12 protein-coding genes and 5 pseudogenes are annotated in these 16,763 nt (G+C 58.2%); 11 read left to right on the top strand and 6 right to left on the bottom strand.

The window, feature by feature from the left end; genetic code table 11:
* Positions 1 to 108: 108 nt before the first annotated feature.
* From HV744_RS34440 to HV744_RS34445, 3 pseudogenes are all read left to right on the top strand, one after another.
* A pseudogene (locus HV744_RS34440) lies at positions 109 to 303 on the top strand (methyl-accepting chemotaxis protein); the annotation flags it as partial.
* Between the two features lie 40 nt (positions 304 to 343).
* A pseudogene (locus HV744_RS37855) lies at positions 344 to 484 on the top strand (Crp/Fnr family transcriptional regulator); the annotation flags it as partial.
* Between the two features lie 1,357 nt (positions 485 to 1,841).
* Positions 1,842 to 3,108: pseudogene (locus HV744_RS34445) on the top strand (IS110 family RNA-guided transposase).
* A 362-nt stretch (positions 3,109 to 3,470) separates the two neighbouring features.
* On the opposite strand, the gene HV744_RS34450 reads toward HV744_RS34445, so the two are convergent.
* The 3 genes and pseudogenes from HV744_RS34450 to HV744_RS34460 form a co-directional block, all read right to left on the bottom strand.
* Positions 3,471 to 4,760 carry a glycosyl hydrolase gene (locus HV744_RS34450; RefSeq protein WP_246279347.1) on the bottom strand — a complete coding sequence of 430 codons (1,290 nt, stop codon included), beginning with the start codon at positions 4,758 to 4,760 and terminating at the stop codon, positions 3,471 to 3,473.
* Positions 4,761 to 6,449: 1,689 nt separating this feature from the next.
* Positions 6,450 to 7,468, bottom strand: a pseudogene (locus HV744_RS34455) (IS110 family RNA-guided transposase).
* 268 nt (positions 7,469 to 7,736) lie between these two features.
* A pseudogene (locus HV744_RS34460) lies at positions 7,737 to 8,634 on the bottom strand (IS110 family RNA-guided transposase).
* A 312-nt stretch (positions 8,635 to 8,946) separates the two neighbouring features.
* Here HV744_RS34460 and HV744_RS34465 point away from each other — a divergent pair.
* The 3 genes from HV744_RS34465 to HV744_RS34475 all read left to right on the top strand — a co-directional run bounded on the left by HV744_RS34465 (position 8,947) and on the right by HV744_RS34475 (position 12,012).
* The gene (locus HV744_RS34465; RefSeq protein WP_175153751.1) at positions 8,947 to 9,597 is read left to right on the top strand and encodes an SCO family protein; all 651 of its coding nucleotides are present in this window, start codon (positions 8,947 to 8,949) and stop codon (positions 9,595 to 9,597) included.
* Between the two features lie 19 nt (positions 9,598 to 9,616).
* Positions 9,617 to 11,575: an RICIN domain-containing protein gene (locus HV744_RS34470; RefSeq protein ID WP_175153752.1), complete on the top strand. Its 1,959-nt coding sequence runs from the start codon at positions 9,617 to 9,619 to the stop codon at positions 11,573 to 11,575.
* A gap of 62 nt (positions 11,576 to 11,637) precedes the next feature.
* Positions 11,638 to 12,012: a hypothetical protein gene (locus HV744_RS34475; RefSeq protein ID WP_246279348.1), complete on the top strand. Its 375-nt coding sequence runs from the start codon at positions 11,638 to 11,640 to the stop codon at positions 12,010 to 12,012.
* 165 nt (positions 12,013 to 12,177) lie between these two features.
* Here HV744_RS34475 and HV744_RS34480 read toward each other — a convergent pair whose 3' ends face one another.
* Positions 12,178 to 13,197 carry an IS5 family transposase gene (locus tag HV744_RS34480; protein ID WP_175153754.1) on the bottom strand — a complete coding sequence of 340 codons (1,020 nt, stop codon included), beginning with the start codon at positions 13,195 to 13,197 and terminating at the stop codon, positions 12,178 to 12,180.
* Positions 13,198 to 13,286: 89 nt separating this feature from the next.
* Here HV744_RS34480 and HV744_RS34485 point away from each other — a divergent pair, with 89 nt between their 5' ends.
* The 3 genes from HV744_RS34485 to HV744_RS34495 all read left to right on the top strand — a co-directional run bounded on the left by HV744_RS34485 (position 13,287) and on the right by HV744_RS34495 (position 14,550).
* A complete protein-coding gene (locus tag HV744_RS34485) occupies positions 13,287 to 13,718 on the top strand; it encodes a hypothetical protein (protein WP_175153755.1) in 432 nt (143 codons plus the stop codon).
* Between the two features lie 191 nt (positions 13,719 to 13,909).
* Complete coding sequence (locus tag HV744_RS34490) at positions 13,910 to 14,155, top strand: AbrB/MazE/SpoVT family DNA-binding domain-containing protein (protein WP_133661564.1); 246 nt, start codon at positions 13,910 to 13,912, stop codon at positions 14,153 to 14,155.
* Positions 14,152 to 14,550, top strand: a complete 399-nt coding sequence (locus HV744_RS34495) for a type II toxin-antitoxin system VapC family toxin (protein WP_175153756.1) — start codon at positions 14,152 to 14,154, stop codon at positions 14,548 to 14,550. Before HV744_RS34490 ends, HV744_RS34495 begins: the two co-directional genes overlap by 4 nt.
* 83 nt (positions 14,551 to 14,633) lie before the next feature.
* Here the strand turns inward: HV744_RS34495 and HV744_RS34500 are convergent, their stop codons facing one another.
* Entirely contained in the window at positions 14,634 to 15,101 is a 468-nt protein-coding gene (locus HV744_RS34500; protein ID WP_175153757.1) for a hypothetical protein, read from the bottom strand.
* A 158-nt stretch (positions 15,102 to 15,259) separates the two neighbouring features.
* On the opposite strand from HV744_RS34500, the gene HV744_RS34505 reads away from it, so the two are divergent.
* Together HV744_RS34505 and HV744_RS34510 are read left to right on the top strand one after the other, a co-directional pair.
* Positions 15,260 to 15,598 carry a hypothetical protein gene (locus tag HV744_RS34505; RefSeq protein ID WP_175153758.1) on the top strand — a complete coding sequence of 113 codons (339 nt, stop codon included), beginning with the start codon at positions 15,260 to 15,262 and terminating at the stop codon, positions 15,596 to 15,598.
* 99 nt (positions 15,599 to 15,697) lie between these two features.
* The gene (locus tag HV744_RS34510) at positions 15,698 to 16,558 is read left to right on the top strand and encodes an IS5 family transposase (protein WP_175153759.1); all 861 of its coding nucleotides are present in this window, start codon (positions 15,698 to 15,700) and stop codon (positions 16,556 to 16,558) included.
* Positions 16,559 to 16,583: 25 nt separating this feature from the next.
* Here HV744_RS34510 and HV744_RS36905 read toward each other — a convergent pair.
* Positions 16,584 to 16,763: hypothetical protein (locus HV744_RS36905; protein ID WP_217469198.1), on the bottom strand; the 180-nt coding region annotated here is incomplete at its 5' end.

Here is a 16,763-nt window from a genome sequence, read left to right on the forward strand (position 1 = left end):
GAGGGCTGTGTCAGGCGCATCCATTTGCGTGCTCCTTCGGAGAAAACGAGTATGCAAGCCACGTTTTACTCCAGTCGGGCTTACTGCCGCTGCCCTCCCACATAGCATCTAATGAACGAGATCGAGGCGTCCGCGCTCGAGCAGAGCGATGGTATCGAACAGGTCAATAAGGCTGTCTCGCAGATCGACGAAGTCACGCAACACAATGCGGCGCTCGTCGAAGAAGCGGCTGCGGCGGCGAAATCGCTGGAAGAGCAGGCGACGATCTTGCGGGATGCCGTGGCGGTATTCCAGATGGCTTGAGGGACTATGGACGACGCTTGCGTTGCCCGCGAGCGCCCGTCTTATCCATCACAGTCGTGGCCGTGTCCGGATGCTCGATCGGACCGGACTCGAGGCACGCTTATGCGAATGCTACGAGATCGTGAAACGCGAATTCGACCGGCTATTGCCGTGTACCAGTGCGATGGACGTCACGCGCTGAGGATTGTCGTATCCACAATCCAAATTGACGTAGGCGACGGCCGTTGACGTGCGTTGCTCCACGCTCCACGACGAAAAAATGCGGCGAGCACCAGATTTGAGGGAGCCTGATGCCGACGTCGAAAGAGCAGGTTTGCCGAATGCCATCCTGCGGGACAACGCGCATCTGCCCAACTTCGTTAGTGCGTAGAATAGAAAGTCGCGTATGTCATCGAGCCGGCGCGAGGCGTGCGGCGCGTTCATCAACCAAGCCATGGAACCTGAACTCAAGGCGCTCTCCGATTTCGACTTGAACCCATTTCGCAATATCCAGAGCGATACGGCGAATAGCCTGCGACGCAACTAAATGGGCCTTTTGCTGGGCGCGAACGAGATCGCCTCAGGCAACGCGGACCTGTCCTCGCGCACCGAGAAGCAGGCGGCCTTGCAGCGGACCGCCGCAAGCACGGAGCAACTGTCGGAGACAGTGAGGCAGAACGCGGACAACGCAAAGCAGGCGAACCGCTTCGCCCTTCGCTATAGGGGGCGGCCAACTGGCTGTTCCGCGGAGCTGAACCTGGGCCTGAACTTGGTGCGTACGACTACGCGGACCTCTATCCCGACAAAGGTCTGGTAGCATGCGCCGACTACGACGCTTGACTTCAATCAGTATTTTGATGATGTTATCGTCGTGCAAGGCGACGAGGATCTGCAGCCGGGATGGGCAGTGGGCAGCTTGGGAATGGATGACCAAACAATAGCCATGCGCCCGAGCCTGAGATCGTGCTGTTCAACGCCCTAAAAATTTCGATATGGTCGTTAAGGGAGCGGAAGATGGTGAGTTTGTTGACACATGCCGCGTGTCTGTTGATCGGCGTGGCGATTGGTGTCTTCGCGTGTGCTCTGTGCGTTGCGCGTGCGAGAGGGTCAAAGGACGATAGTTAGACTCGTCGCCTTTTTATGATGCATTGTTTTTGCGGAATAGGCAGGCGCTCTGCTTGTGTCAAAACCTCACGCAAGCAAAGCGGCGCAAGCAGGTCAACCGTGGGCTCGCACTTTTTCGGCCCGAAGGCCGTAGTGTCTGGGTTGAGTGGTTCGATGGACCGTAATCTATAAGATATAGGTAGCCTGTCCCGCACTCGGTGATACTGGTCACAGCTGGCAGGTAGCTGCCAGCGAAGGCGGGACATGCACCCGTGGGCTACGAATAATCTTGCGCAACGTTCTGACGTTTCTTCAGTCAGCTTCGAGTCCCCGGGTGCGCCTGCGTTCGACAACGAACACTCAGGGTTTGCCGTGGTCACCGGCTTGCTATATCGCCTTCGCTGGGCGCAGGCATGCATGTCCCTTCACGTAATCTAGCACTTGCGGAGGTCCACATGTCACCGCTACTGGAGCAGCCGTTCACGGCCTGGGTCGGAATCGACTGGGCGGACACGAAGCACGATATCTGCGTGCAGGCGGCCGGCGACACCCGGCGCGAGTCCGGCCGTATTGCGCATCAGGTTGCGGCCATCGACGAATGGGCAAACGCGTTACACCGCCGCTTCGGCGGGCCAATTGCAGTGGCCCTTGAACTGGGCGAAAGGGCCGATCGTCGCTGCACTGCAGAAGTACGACTTCCTCGTGCTGTTTCCCATCAACCCGACGACCCTGGCGAAATATCGCGAAGCGTTCCAGCCCAGTGGCGCCAAGGATGATCCGGCCGATGCGGAACTGGCGCTCGACCTGCTGGTGCGCCATCCGGAGCGTTTCAGTCCTCTCAGGCTGCAGAGTGCCGCGATGCGCTCGCTGGTGAGCCTGGTCGAGCGGCGCCGGCAGCTTGTCGGCGACCAGAACCGGCTGATCAACCGGCTGTGCGACACGCTCAAGCAGTACTACCCGCAGGCGCTGGAATGGTTCGATGACCGTGGCACGGTGCTGTTCTGCGACTTCCTTGAGCGCTGGCCGACGCTGCGCTCGGTCCGGCAGGCCCGCACGGCGGTCCTGGAGACGTTCTTCCATGCACACCACTGCCGCAGCGCCAGCCGGATCAGCGCGCGCATCGAATCCATCCGGGCCGCGGCGGCGCTGACTGACGACCCCGCGATTATCGGTCCGTGCCGTCTGCACCTGCTGGCGCTGGTGGCACAGCTACGCGCCGTGCTGGCTGCGATCGCGCAGTTCGACCGGGAGATCGCGGCGGTAGTGCAGACGCTACCTGACTATGCGCTGTTCGAGGACCTGCCCGGCGCTGGCTTCCAGCTCGCCCCGCGCCTGCTTGCCGCCTTCGGTGAGCAGCGCGAGCGTCTCAGGAGTGCAGAGGAACTGCAGAAGTACGCGGGTATTGCCCCGGTGACCGAGCGCAGCGGAAAGAAGAGCTGGGTCCACTGGCGCCTGCAGTGCCCGAAATTCGTGCGCCAGACCTTCGTGGAATGGGCGGCCCAGACCATCAGCCGGTCATTCTGGGCGGGCGCCTACTACCGGCAGCAGCGCGCGAAGGGCAGCTCCCACCACGTGGCACTCCGAGCCCTGGCGTTCAAGTGGATCCGCATCCTGTATCGCTGCTGGCAGACGCGGACAACGTACAACGAGACTGTCTACCTTAATGCGCTGAGCAAACGCGGTTCGCCACCTCTCGCCAACCTTAGCCAGTTGCCCGGATAAGCGTTTCGGGGTTGGGACAGGTCTTCTGCTTTATCTCATTGGGGCAAGCCGCGTAGCGGCGCGTCAGGCCGAAGGCGAAACTCGCGGGGAGCCGGTGGGCAACGACGGAACCGCCGTCAGGCGGCTGTCCACAGCCTCGTGCTGTGGGCAGCGTCGCTGTCCACGGGCGGACGCGGGATGATCAGCGATTTGTAACCCTCGGAGATCGAACGATGCCATGCGACTGGATGTCGGGAAACAAAAAACTTGACAGACTACCTCAGGGCCTGACTGAAGTCCAAAGGTATGTCACGCTGCAACCAGAATGACGCGAACGCCAGAATCGGCGTTCGCGTTCGTGCCATTGATGGCAGAGAGTGACCTCACTGGACAGGCGTCAGGTAAGAGCCCGACAGGAATCGTTCCGAGCGGGGGATGCTCGCGGTATAGGCCTGGATAGCGGCAGCGAGTTGAGGGCGAATCAGGTTGCGGTTGTAGTCGTAGATCGAGTAGCCATCACCTTCACCGTTGCTCGGGTCGCCATTGCGTACGACATACCAGAACGCTTTCTGCACCGAGCCGTTGTTCATCATAACTTTCAGCTGGTTGAAGGCCGCAAGTTGTCCAGCATCGGTGCCATTGGTGCCGTTGTTGGTTTCCGTGAGCCAAAGCTTTTTCGGCCCATTGGGAACGAGGCCCGACAAGGTATCGATGAATGCTTGCATCAACATGGCGTAATCACTGCTGCTGAAGTAAGGATGGACGTCGACGACATCAATCGTAGTATTCAACGGGCTGGAGGCACTCATCGTGTTGTTGCCCATCGCCTTGATGTAGTCGGTCGCCTGGATCAGATTGCTACCTGCAGGCGGTTTCCAGCCATTGTTCGGGTAGGCCGAGTTGTAAAAGTAAGAGATGCCCTGGGTGTGCAGAACCGTCTGGTAGCCGGACTGGCTCTTGGTGTTCAGGACCTGCTTCGCTTCTGAATAGAGCGTTTTGCTGCGATTCAGGATGTAGCCAGAGATTCCGTTCGGATTGCCGTAAGACGGGTCCGTTGCGGAAAAGCTCCAGTTGGTTTCATTGAACAGCTCGATGTCGGCCGTGAACGGCAAGACGACATCCATGAGCGAGCCCAGATATTTGGTGAAAATGGCATCGCAGAAGTCAAGCCGCGGCGACGAGCCGCTCGGAGGACTTTGCGTGGCGGAGCACTTGTATGCGCTGGCAGGAGCGTACATCCCCACCTGGAAAAGAACCTTCATGCCCCGCGTACGCGCGGCATTGAGAAGAGACTTCAGGAAGGCCACCTTGTTCGGGTCCAGCGTGCTGCCATCTGCCTGGACCATGAAATCCCACGAAGCGCCGAGGCGAACCGTACCGACGCCCAATCCGGCGATCAGGTCGAGGTCCTTCGAGCATTCATTCAGCGCCGTTTGGTCCGCGCTCCAGAGGTTGCAGTTCACGTCCATTGCGAACCGGTCATTGCCGCTGCCGGTCGGCGGCGGCTGGAGCGCGGCGAGCTGTTGGGCGGAGGCGGTTGTTTGGGTGGAGGCAGTTGTTTGGGCGGAGGCAGTAGGTTGGGTCGATGCACTAGTCCTGCGTGCGTGGGCCGACACCGGCTGCCCGCACAGTAGCGCCAAAACGGCGAATAGGGAGAACAGTTTAAGTTTCATATCTTAACTATAAATTACTATTGCTTGGAGTTGGTCCGAAAACGTCGGCGTTACGTTTGCCGATGACGATCAATTGCCGAGGCGATGGACTCCGTAACGCGACACGTCTAGTGCGCTCATCAAGTTCTGCGGCGGCGTCACACTCGCAACCATCTTGCAAGCGGCTGCCGACCGGCTAGGCACCGGTTGCAAAGCCGGTGCGGGTGTTCGTGTGCTGCGTGAAACGGTTAATCGATACGGCTCTGGCTAGCGGTCAGCAGATGCTGCCGACCGTCCCATCAATCGCCTTGTCCTGCCTTTTGCACTACGACGCGGTTGTAGGGCTGTCCATTGCTCTGGGTAGGGGAGCCGGTGTCGTTTTGGGCAACGGTGGTGGTCTCGTTGGAAACCTCGCCCGTGCCGGTTGCATTCGCGCTTGCGTTAGCGTCCGTAGCGGGCGCGAGCGAATTAGCGGATACCGAAGACGAGCTGGCATTGTCTGGACCATCGCCACCGCAACCAGTGAGGACTAACGCCCCCGTACTGACCACAAGAACTGCAAGAAACGTTCTGAGCTGAAAAGGTTGATCGGATGGGGTGTCGAGTCTTGGAAAGAGTCTGCTGTAAAAGGACATCTGTTTATCAAGGCCGATTGAACGTGGCCGTTAGAAACGAACAACGTTCGCGTGATAAGGACGTCGCCACGAAATTTACGCAACAACACGAAGTACAACTAATTAAAACGTCGCTCTTGGGAAGGAACGCTTGCTGACGGACGAACCGAAAATCGCCATGTCGCAATCAATCGTCTGATTTAATGCGAAATAACGTCGATTCGAATCGACCCTCGAGTTCAGATCAGAAAATTGCTTCGCAAAATGAGAAGTATCGAAGTGCTGGTAGGAAATACGCTTAAAGATATTTTTTACCGATCTGATCTGATGAATACCGATGATACAGAAATGAAACAGAATCTGTCGGATGAGTCGTAACGAAGCGTAACAAGTGAAGATGTGGTAAGAAAAGGGTCCGATATTAATTATCTGATTTTTGCTTTGTCAATCCCAGCAATGGTTTCAGGCTTTTAAGCGCAATCAGAAAAAAGCTTCGCAGTCCGTTAAAAAAAAATTCATGGCGGCTCTAGATAGTGTTCGCGGCCTATTTATAGATACCAGTTGATTGCATCATATAATATGATTTGAAATCTGTCCAAAACTATCGGAGTGGTTATGAAATAGTTAAATAATGTCGGTAAAGATATTTGTTAATGGTCCCCGGCGTTGAAGGCCGACAGGTTGCCGCGGCGATCGGATTTGTCAGCGCGCTTAAAGCGCTTTGTAGGATTATAAAAATTTGTCAGGCCATTACAGACACTACTTGAACGTCCCCCGGTTGCGAGGGTTTTTCGTGTGTGTGGAGTCACAGGATAGGTTGCAGTTCTACATTCGTACATGGACTCCCGCCTATGAGCAAGATCGGTTTGCATTTTGAGGGTCACGACTGCGTCCGTACATTCGGCTTCTGAGGTGCTTGCTGCCGCACGAGCCATCATGGAAATTTGCGCGCTTGCTCCTCGTCGGCCTTGTGGCTTCGTACTGCAGCCGTCGGATATATCAGGATCTGCAAGCGCCGGTCCGACCGGTTCGCCATGCTTGCCGCTTCTTGCGCAATCGCGAAAGAAATGAAACAGTTCTCGATGTCTGTTGCCTGTTACGCCGCCCTGAAACAACCATTGCCCGTCAATATTGCCCAGGCAATGCGCGCCGTCTTGTTCGCCAGGGCGATCGCCGCGATGCTCACGTGGCGGCGTTGCATTACGGATTTGATCCATCGGCTGTGACGGTCATCCCGACGATTCACGAAGTGCATCACCGCGCGGGCGCCCTGTACAAGCAGGGTTCTCAGATAAGTGTCGCTGCGCTTTGTGATACCGCCTAACCTGGTTTTGCCTCCGCTCGATCTTTGCCTCGGTGTCAGCCCCAACCAGGCTGCAAACTGCCGGCCGTTCCTGAACTGCGATGGATCGCCCACACTACTCACCTCACGAGCGCAGTCGCGATGACCGGTCCGATTCCTGGAACGGTAGCGAGCCGCTGGCAAGCTTCATTGCTCTTGAAGATCTCCGCTATCTCGGCAGCAAGTTCGTCGAGCCATTGCTGCAGTGCCTTCAGTTGTTCGAGGTACATCGGGCCAAGTCGTCTGAGCAAAGCGGTAATGGGGGAATCGGGATTGTTGACGAGCTCAACCACTCTCTTTCTCAATTGCGGAAGCCCGACCGGGAAAATCACACCCTCTTCAGCAGACATGCTCCGGATCTGATTCAATTTCGCTGTCCGCTCCTGGATGAGCCGTTGGCGCATGCGATGAACCGACTGCAGCGACTGCTGTTCAGCGCTCTTGATCGCAACGAAGTGAATGCCTGAGCGCGTCACTGCCGCGCAAATCGCCGCCGCGTCATTCGCGTCATTCTTGCCACCGACCAGAAACGGCTTCACATATTGTGTTGGCAGCAAACGGACCGTGTGGCCCAACGAGGTTAGCTCACGGGCCCAGAAATGGGATCCGTGACAGGCCTCGATACCAACCAGACTTGATTCCAGTTTTGCGAAGAACTTCAACACCTCAGCCCGGCGAAGTTTCCGCTGTACAACGGTCTTGCCGTGGCGGTCGACGTCATGAATCTGAAACACGTTTTTTGCGATATCCAGACCAATGGTTAGTGCAGACATTGACGTTCTCCCGGGAATTGGTGGGGTAAGTGTCGCCCCGGAGGGGGCGGGAGTCCATGCCATCAGCCTTCTTGCAGCCTGCTTCGCTGCGGGCCCTGATGAAATGCGCTGACTCGCGCATCAATCCGCCGTCGAGCTCAAGGCTCTCTCTGTAATCCAGGCTTTGCGAGTTCCGGTCCGACCTGTCATGTCATCACACTCGATTGCCGCCGCAACCTTTGGACGTGCCGTCGTGCAAAGGGTTACTGCTCCATACAGTTCCTTTCGATCATGCGGTCTTACAAACCAGCTCTTTTTCGTAGGGATTGTCGTGGGCAAGGATCGCCCAGATGGTGCGAGCCATCTTATTCGCGATGGCGACTATTGCCACATTCGCATGTCTGCGTTTGACGAATTGTTCGATCCATGCACCTGGGTCTTTGGAATGCGAGAGCACGCAGCGTGCACCGTGAACAAGCAAGGTCCGCAAATACATGTCACCTCGCTTGCTGGTGCCGAGCAATAGTGTCTTTCCACCGGTGCCCACCTGTTTTGGCACGAGGCCGAGCCACGCTGCAAATTCGCGTCCGGACCTAAACGACTTCGGGTCGCCCATTGTCGCGACGGCTGCGGTGGCAGTCAGGAGCCCGACTTTGGTATTGCGGCAATTTTCTTGCATGCCTCGTCGTCTTTCAGCCATGCCTGCAGACGTCGCTCAATGTCGACAATCAGCCGGTCGAGATTCTGAAGGTCATTCCACTGATCGCGCAGCGACTCAATGAGCATGGCAGGAAGGCGCCCGGCGGGCCGCTCAAGCCCCCCGGAATTGCCTTGTCCAGAGCTGCCGGCTTTTGCCCATCACTTCGCCATATTCGGGCAGCAGGCCGCGCAGGCAATTCCTCTGCATGGTGCGGAACTTGATCTTCTGTTGCCGAATCCGGTGCAGGGCCAGTGCCGCTTGCTGGGCCTCGGTCTCAACCGCCACAGATTTGCCCGGCATCTGCGTGGCCATCCAGATGGCGCGAGCGTCACCAGCGTCATTTTTGCTGCCAATGCTGAACGCCACCACCTGCTTCCATGCCGACCAGACAGGGACCGCGATTTGCAAAGTGCTCAGGAAACGCGGCTCGCTTGATCGGCTTGCTAACGATTTCGCCGGTGTCCGGATCGACCCAATGCAGTTGCATGACGTTCTTGGCGATATCTGCCCCAGCTGTCGTATAGACACGGAATGTGTACGTTTCTCGGCGACTCCAACGGGGCAGCTATCAAAATTAATTGAATAATGTGGCCAACCTCACAGATGGGAGCAATTCGCGGACCGGAGTTTCCGCCGGCGACGATCTTCCCTGCTACGCTTATCTGTGTCCCTAATCACCGGTGCGAGAGCGAGCAAACATAGCCGTCGCACTGATCGCCAGAATTGTTCGCCGACTGTCGCCCGAAGCATTTTTGGCAGCGAGTAGCGTGACAGGCCATCAGACTTTCCGGGGCAAGCGATGCGGATATTTCACGAACAAGTGTGCACCGGGCCTGAATCGGCCACGTATGCCCCGGCTCGAAAACTGACTCGACGTGCCCTGCTGCGTAATGTGGGTTCAGTCGCGCTGGCTGCAGTCTCTTCGCCTTTGTACGCACAGCACGGAACGATGGGACTTGTCAGCCCGCCGGTTCGTCTCGACGATGTCTGGTTAGTCGATCAAACCGGCAAGAACCGACTGTTGAGCGATTTGTTGCTTCAGAACGTGACTGCGTTGCAGACGATCTACACGGGGTGCAGTTCGGTGTGTCCTCTGCAGGGCGCGCTGTTCAACGCAGTTCAAGACCGGATATCGCTAATCCGTACCCGCTATCCGCTTCAATTGATATCAATCGGAATCGATCCGCTTTCCGACTCGCCGCCCGCTTTGCAAGAGTGGCTCAAGCGCTTTCAGGCCGGCCCCGCGTGGAAAGCGGCAACACCGACGTTGCGCGACGTCGATAGGATGCGTACGGCGCTTTCCGGTAGTCCGCTGCCACTCGGCAATATCGCTGATCATTCGACGCAGATCTACTGCTTCGATGCGAAAGGAATGTTGCGTTGGCGCAGCGCCGACCTCCCGCGCGCAGACGACGTATGCGATGTGCTGCGCGCGCTGGCGCGTACATAGTCTATCTAAGCCCGAGCCCATGCAACCAATTCGATCCGTCAGGATCCCCTCCCAATTCTTCGACAGGTGCGTGAAAGCGCTGCTCCTGCTCGCATTCACGTCGACGCTTGCCATGCAGTCCGCGCCCGCCGACGCGCAGACATCGAGTACGCTCACCGTGACCGGCACGACCTTGTGCGCGGATGTGAATGCCGAATCGAAAACGCCTGGCGCCTCGGTGATCACCTGGGCGTGCAATGGCGGCAACAATCAGCATTGGACACTGACGCAGGCTAACGGGCTGTATCAGTTCGTCAACGTCAACAGTCAGCTATGCCTCGACATATCGGGACAAAGTACGGACCCGGGTGCGCCGGCTATCCAATGGAACTGCAATGGCCAGACGAATCAAAGCTATTCGCTCATACAGCAGGGTAATGGCTTCGCGATCGTCGCCGCGCATAGCCACCTGTGTCTGGCTGCAGCGAGTCTGACTGCGCAAGGTCCTCAGGTCACGCAGCAGGCTTGCAGTGGGAGTGCTCTTCAGACGTGGCAAATCAGTGGCATGAGTGTGACGAAGTTGCCGTCGAAGTGGACCACGCCGTACAACCTGTCACTCGTGCCGGCAGCCGCGGCGAGTCTCCCGGACGGCACCGTGGTGGTCTGGACCGCTGATCAGCAACTGGACTTTACGTCGGGCGAGGTCACGCCGGGCAAGACGTATACTGCGATCTTCAACCCGGCGACCGGAACCAGCAAACAGGTGCTCGTCACCAATACCGGCCACGATATGTTCTGCCCAGGGATCGCGAATCTCCCGGACGGCCGCATCTTCGTAACCGGTGGGTCAAGCAGCGACGAATCAAGTTTCTACACGCCGTCGACCGGAAAATGGTCTTCAGGTAACCTGATGAATATTCCACGCGCCTACCAAGGCAGCGCAACGTTGAGCAATGGCAACGTGTTCCTGGTGGGCGGCTCATGGAATGGGGGCGAGGGCGGCAAGACAGGTGAAACCTGGATCCCGGGTTCGGGATGGCACGTCAATAGCGCAATTCTCGCTGACTATATTCTCACGAACGACGCAGCCGGAATTTTTCGTGCCGATAACCATGCGTGGCTGTTCGCCGTAGCCAACGGTCGGGTCTTCCACGCAGGCCCCAGCGTTGCCATGCACTGGTTCGATACGGCGGGCAATGGCGGCGTGACTCCGGCCGGCAATCGCGGCAGCGATGCCGATGCGATGAACGGCAACGCCGTCATGTACGACATCGGGAAGATTCTCGCCGTCGGCGGCGCGCCAAACTACGAGCAGGCCAACGCGACTTCGAACGCCACACTCATCGACATCAGCAGTGGCACGGCGACCACTCAAACCATCCACTCGATGAACTATCAGCGCGCGTTCAATAACAGCGTGGTTCTGCCGAACGGACAAGTGGTCGTGGTGGGTGGACAAGCCTTTGCCCAACCTTTCTCGGATGACACCGCCGTGCTGGCACCGGAGTTGTGGGACCCGACCACCAAGACCTTCTCGCTGCTCGCTCCGCAGGCTGTGCCGCGCACGTACCACAGCATCGCACTTTTGCTGCCGGATGGGCGAGTGTTGAGCGGCGGTGGCGGACTGTGCGGTAGCTGTTCGACGAACCATACGAACATCGAAATACTGACGCCGCCGTATTTGCTCAATGCGGATGGGTCGGCGGCGTCACGTCCGACCATTACATCGGCGCCGACCACGGCCCAACTCGGTACTTCGATCGCTGTGACCGGTAGCAGTGGGATCACAGCGTTTGCGCTGATGCGTCTGTCGTCATCCACACATGCGGTCAACAATGAACAGCGGCGCGTGCCGGTGAGTTTCACAGTGGGAACGGCGGGTGAATACTTGATCAGCCTTCCTTCTGATCCTGGCGTTGCCGTACCTGGCTACTACATGCTATTCGGCTTGAATGCGAAGGGCGTGCCGAGCGTCTCACGCACGGTGCAAATCCAGTGACCGTATCACGGTCAAAGCGCCCTGCGGCACGCACAGCCGTTGCGCTCGCGTTAGCGACCGTGATGCGTTTGACGCAAGCTGCGCAGCCGTGTGAATCCGAGGACCTGGGGTGCTCGATCTTCAGCGGGCAGCATGCGATCCCAGCGCAGCTGCGCGAAGACGATCTTCCGTTGCCTGGCTCGACGACCAGATGCGTCAATTGCCACACTCGAACCGACTCGGCGGACACCTTCGCGCCGCCCTTGACTCCGGGCAATCTGTTTGCTGCAAAAAGCCGCCGGGGTGGGCCGGCTAGTAGCTATGACCAAGCCGCGTTCTGCAAGGCGCTCAGGGACGGCATCGATCCGGCTGATGTCATGCTGCGCAAGACCATGCCTCACTACCAGATAAACGACGTCGAATGCGCAGCGCTTTGGCATTTCGTCACGCGCCCCTAGATACTATGGAAGGGCCGCGGAAATACACCCCTCCTGAAGCAACGTCCTTTGCTCTGCGCGGCTACCGCCGCGCAATTTTCTGCATTGCGAAATTTCAACGCGAATCCAGCTTATTTTTCGGCGGTTTGAGGTCTGTTTTTCGCCTCATTACCGCAATTGCTGTCACTACGGGCGGACCTGTCCTAGCGAACGCATGCGCCCCACGGTCTTCGCCCACCCAAAGCCTTGTTCGATCAGCTTACGCTTTTGCTGTGATATCGCGTAGCCCACGCTGCGCGCAATCTCATCGGGCACGGCAGAACGGCGCCCGGACGTGTTCTGCGCCACGTGCGGCGTGACCTTCATCTGCTGGCAAGCTTCGATGAATTCCTCTGCGTCGTAACCCTTGTCCGCGCCCAGCGTGATTTGCGCAGCCGCATCGCGCGCTGCTTGCCGCGCATCGTTGATCATGACCTTGGCCGCTTCACGTTCGGCATGTCCGTCAGCACGACTGACGCGGGCGTTGACGACCAGACCATGGCGGTTGTCGGTCAGCGTGTGGCCCATGTAACGCAATTCGCTGGCCGTCTTTCCCTTGCGGTAAAGCCGTGCATCGGGATCGGTCTTCGACTCGTGCGTTTCGTTGCTCCGCCTGCTACCCTTGAAGTCGCCCTCGCCGCTGCCACCGTCGTTATCCGTGTCGTCACCGTCCTTGCGCACAAAGCTCTTGTGTCCCGCCCACGCCCGGATCAGCGTGCCGTCCACGCTGAAGTGCTCGCCCGACAACCAGTTCTTCTTCTGCGCGATGGACAGCACTTCATTGAAGAATTCGACCACCGCATCATGCCGGATCAAACGCTCGCGGTTCTTTGTGAACACCGTCGGCACCCAGACTGAATCGTCCATCGACAGACCAATAAACCACCGAAACAGCAGGTTATATTGCGTTTGCTCCATGAGCTGGCGTTCAGACCGGATGCTGTACAGCACCTGCAGCAGCATCGCCCGAAGCAGCTTCTCCGGCGCGATGCTCGGCCGGCCTCCTTTGATGTCGGCCTCGTACATCCCGGCAAACACCCGATCCATCTTTGCCAGCGCCTCGTTCGCCATGACGCGAATCGAGCGCAGCGGATGTGAGGTCGGAACGAAAACGTCCAGCTTGCGCACGGAAAACAAACTCTCGGTGAACGTGTCAGTGCCGCGCATGATTTCCAGGGGGCGGGTGCGGTTCTTACATCAACGCTTTTGCTATCCGTCGCGATTACTTCAGTGCAAGGTATTTCCGCAGCCTGCTAATGCCGAATGAGGCGGCGAAGCTCCTTGTCTCGGACTATCTGGAAGCGAACGGCTCCGTGCGTGTCGATTCGGCTGTTCGTGCCGAAATCGCCTTTAACGGCAAGGCTCGACCGTTGGTGTGGGCGAACGCCAAGACCTGCCGAGCGATTGACGACTACCTGGCGTATCGACTCGTGGCGCGGCATGGAGTTACGCCCCCCCCGGCCGCGTATCGCGGGCTGGACGCACACGGCCCGCTACTCAGGGCGAGCGACGGAGAGTCATTCACATTTACGCGGCGCGTAACGGGCAGCGGCGCGATCAGCTATTCGTGCGAAACGCTGACGGAGATTGTGCGGCGACTGCATCAGCAGCCGGGATCGAAGGCGGTAACGCATCGGCGGCTCGGCGCACGTTTGTCGTGCGGCTGCATCGCGACGGTCGCTCGCTGAAGCTCATTCAGGAGCTGATTGGAGTTTCCTCATTGTCTGCCGTTAAGAACCTTGTCGAAGGCGATCCGGTGCGCCTGTCGGCGATTGTGAGCGGGGTGCTTTGAGGGCGGCGAATCGTGTGGCGGGTGTCCATTTCGCCCTTGCATTTTCCGGCGCCTTACCATAAAGTAAGGAATATTTGGAGGGTCACTATGACAGCAGCAACCATCACATCGAAGGGCCAGGTCACGATCCCGGTGGACGTGCGCAACCAGCTTGGCCTGGAATCCGGCGACCGGATCGAATTCAGCTTCAACGAGGAGACGGGCCGGTACGAGGTCTATCCGGCCACTCGCTCGCTCGCGTCGCTCAAGGGCATCGTGAAGAAGCCTGCCAAACCGGTTTCGATTGAGGACATGAACCGTGCCATCGCCGAGCAGGGGGCATCGGCGCGATGATCGGACTGGATACAAACGTGGTGATCCGCTACTTCGCGCAGGATGACGCGGCGCAGTCGAAGAAGGCGACGGCGCTCATGGAGTCCTTTTCGGCCGAGCGGCCGGGCTACGTTTCGCAGGTTGCGCTAGTCGAGGTCGTGTGGGTACTCGGGCGCTGCTACGGCGTCGAGCGAGACCAGATGAAGGACATCATCGAATCCATGCTTGGCACGAAGGAACTGGTTGTCGAAGGTGCGGACACGGTGCGAAAGGCACTTCGCGTCTTCGCGGCGTCAGACAAGGCGGATTTCGCAGACTGCCTCATCGAACGGTCGGGGCACGCTGCGGAGTGCGAGTACACCGCGACGTTCGATGTGACTGCCTCTAAGGTAGTCGGAATGATGTTGATTAAGTAACGACGGCGAAAGTCGACAACAGGGAAAAATATGAATGCAATAACAGTTTTCGCGGGTGACGGACTTTGAATGCGAGCATCGAATCAGATGCGACCGTAATCATTCGTGAGGAGGGGCGCACGGACGCGCGTTATCCAGTCGCTCACGCCTTCATCGCCCTCGTCGAACGCAAGGGGCCCAATGCGGTGATCGGTTCCACGGTTCATGAGCTGCTCGGGGCGCTCGTAGACCAGCACGTCACACGCTGAACTAACGGAGCGGAAAACACAAGTCATGAAGAAAGTGGCCACGCTTCTCGCCACCGTTGCTGTTGCAACAGCCATTCTGTCCATCGCCACGCCTGCCATGGCTGCTCCAAATGGCGCGGCCATGCGCTGCGGATCGATTGAGAACGATATGCCGTCCAGTTGACCTTGGTGGATCGCGATGGCACCTGGAACATCGTTGCCGACATGGCAGCTGGAGTCCCGGAAGGTTTCGACACAAAGATGCCCAACACGAACAAAGGTGACTCCTGTGGGTGCTTGACGGTTCAGACGGATCGCCAGCACATGCAGATCACCAAAATTCTTGGGGCAAGCTGATTCCGATTGCCCGGTGTCAGGCTGACAAGAGCCTGCGGTAGTCGCCGTGCTCAGGGGACTGGAAAAAGCATCGGCGCGAACTGCGCCCCGCACGCAGGCCGGTAGCCTGGCTGGGATCGAACATCATGAGTGTCACCGCAGACGCTGTTGGGCATCCGACGATCCGGTTGGGGGATATCGAGCCGTCGAAATCACCGTCGTTCTCACCGAACCTGTATCAGTGGATGCGGCAGAAAGCCCACTTCTACCGTGATGGCGGGCACGCCGAGTTTGTGTACCGGGTCTTGCCCGGTTCTCGGGCCGAGAAGGCGTTTGGCGCGGGAACACTGTTGATCGGACGGCCGTACAACGCTTACGAAGGCGATACCGATTTCTCGGGAATCCGTTTGATCGCTGTCCTGTGTCAGGGGGCGAAGGCCGAGGTTCTGGTGCAAATAAGCTCGTCGGATCCAACTGGTTGTTAGTTTTTCGAGGTTATCGAATTTGTCTGCGAGCCGCGTCAGGGCTGGATTTCTGATGGGTGAAGCCAGATCGATTAGAGTCCAGATTTCTGGACACAGCGAATGACCTGGAACCCATGCTGGCAAGTGATTCCAACGAAATTGAGCGTGGAGCAATTCGAGCAGTTTGTCTTGCCGCATCTGAGCCGGGGCCGGCGCGGACCGCCCCCGACGCTGGCCTTGCACAAGATCTTCAACTACATCCTGCAAGTGCTGTACATGGGCTGTCAATGGAAGATGTTGCCGATCGAAACGAATGCCAAAGGTCGCCCCGAAATCCACTACACGCGGATCTACCGCGCGATGCGCCGCTGGCTGGCCGATGGTTGCATGGATGCCATCTTTGCGGGCTCAGTGAGCAGGCTCCATAGTGACAAGCTGCTTGATCTGACGGTCATTCACGGCGATGGCACGACGACGGCCGCGAAGAAAGGCGGCGATAACCTCGGTTACAGCGGCCACAAACATCTGAAAGGCGACAAGGTGGTGGCCTTGTGCGATCGTCACTGCAACGTCATCGCGCCGTTCATCACCGCAGCCGGCAACCGCAGCGAATCGCCCCTGCTGCGCGAGGCGCTGCCCCGGCTCAGCCAGATAGCGCGCGCCATCGGCATGGACCTGCAAGGCGCGATCGTCAGTCTGGACGGCGTCTACGACTGCCGGGCCAACCGCAAGGCGATTTTCAATCGCGGCATGGTTCCCAACATTCCCGAGAACCCGCGTGGACGCAAAAGCCCAAAGCGCGGTCGTAAGCGACGCTTCGAACCGGCGATCTTTGAAGAGCGCTTTCGCACCATTGAGCGCGTGTTCGCCTGGGAAGATAAATTTCGCCGTCTGCTGCTGCGCTTCGAACGAATCAGTGACGTGCACTACGCCTTCAAGACGCTCGCCTATACGCTGATCAACCTGCGCCAATACTGCTAAGCTTCATCGCAGGGCACGCAGTTCATCAATGGCGCAGCGCGCCATGAACAATTACGCCATTTACGTTTGCATTCCTGAAGATATTGTCCTGTTGATCAACCCGATAGACGTCATTTTTCGCAACCATCCATCCTGCCTCGCAGGTTCGTGAATGTCGCCGGCGTCCTGCGAGCCGCACTGTCACGAAACTGGCAACCAGTTGATC

It is taken from the genome of Paraburkholderia ultramafica (assembly GCF_902859915.1).
Classification (GTDB): Bacteria; Pseudomonadota; Gammaproteobacteria; order Burkholderiales; family Burkholderiaceae; genus Paraburkholderia; species Paraburkholderia ultramafica.

Excerpts from the sequence above, each read along its gene's own strand:
- HV744_RS34450 (WP_246279347.1), bottom strand. The coding sequence starts at position 4,760 with ATGAAACTTAAACTGTTCTCCCTATTCGCCGTTTTGGCGCTACTGTGC.
- HV744_RS34465 (WP_175153751.1), top strand. The coding sequence starts at position 8,947 with ATGCGGATATTTCACGAACAAGTGTGCACCGGGCCTGAATCGGCCACG.
- HV744_RS34470 (WP_175153752.1), top strand. The coding sequence starts at position 9,617 with ATGCAACCAATTCGATCCGTCAGGATCCCCTCCCAATTCTTCGACAGG.
- HV744_RS34475 (WP_246279348.1), top strand. The coding sequence starts at position 11,638 with ATGCGTTTGACGCAAGCTGCGCAGCCGTGTGAATCCGAGGACCTGGGG.
- HV744_RS34480 (WP_175153754.1), bottom strand. The coding sequence starts at position 13,197 with ATGCGCGGCACTGACACGTTCACCGAGAGTTTGTTTTCCGTGCGCAAG.
- HV744_RS34485 (WP_175153755.1), top strand. The coding sequence starts at position 13,287 with ATGCCGAATGAGGCGGCGAAGCTCCTTGTCTCGGACTATCTGGAAGCG.
- HV744_RS34490 (WP_133661564.1), top strand. The coding sequence starts at position 13,910 with ATGACAGCAGCAACCATCACATCGAAGGGCCAGGTCACGATCCCGGTG.
- HV744_RS34495 (WP_175153756.1), top strand. The coding sequence starts at position 14,152 with ATGATCGGACTGGATACAAACGTGGTGATCCGCTACTTCGCGCAGGAT.
- HV744_RS34505 (WP_175153758.1), top strand. The coding sequence starts at position 15,260 with ATGAGTGTCACCGCAGACGCTGTTGGGCATCCGACGATCCGGTTGGGG.
- HV744_RS34510 (WP_175153759.1), top strand. The coding sequence starts at position 15,698 with ATGACCTGGAACCCATGCTGGCAAGTGATTCCAACGAAATTGAGCGTG.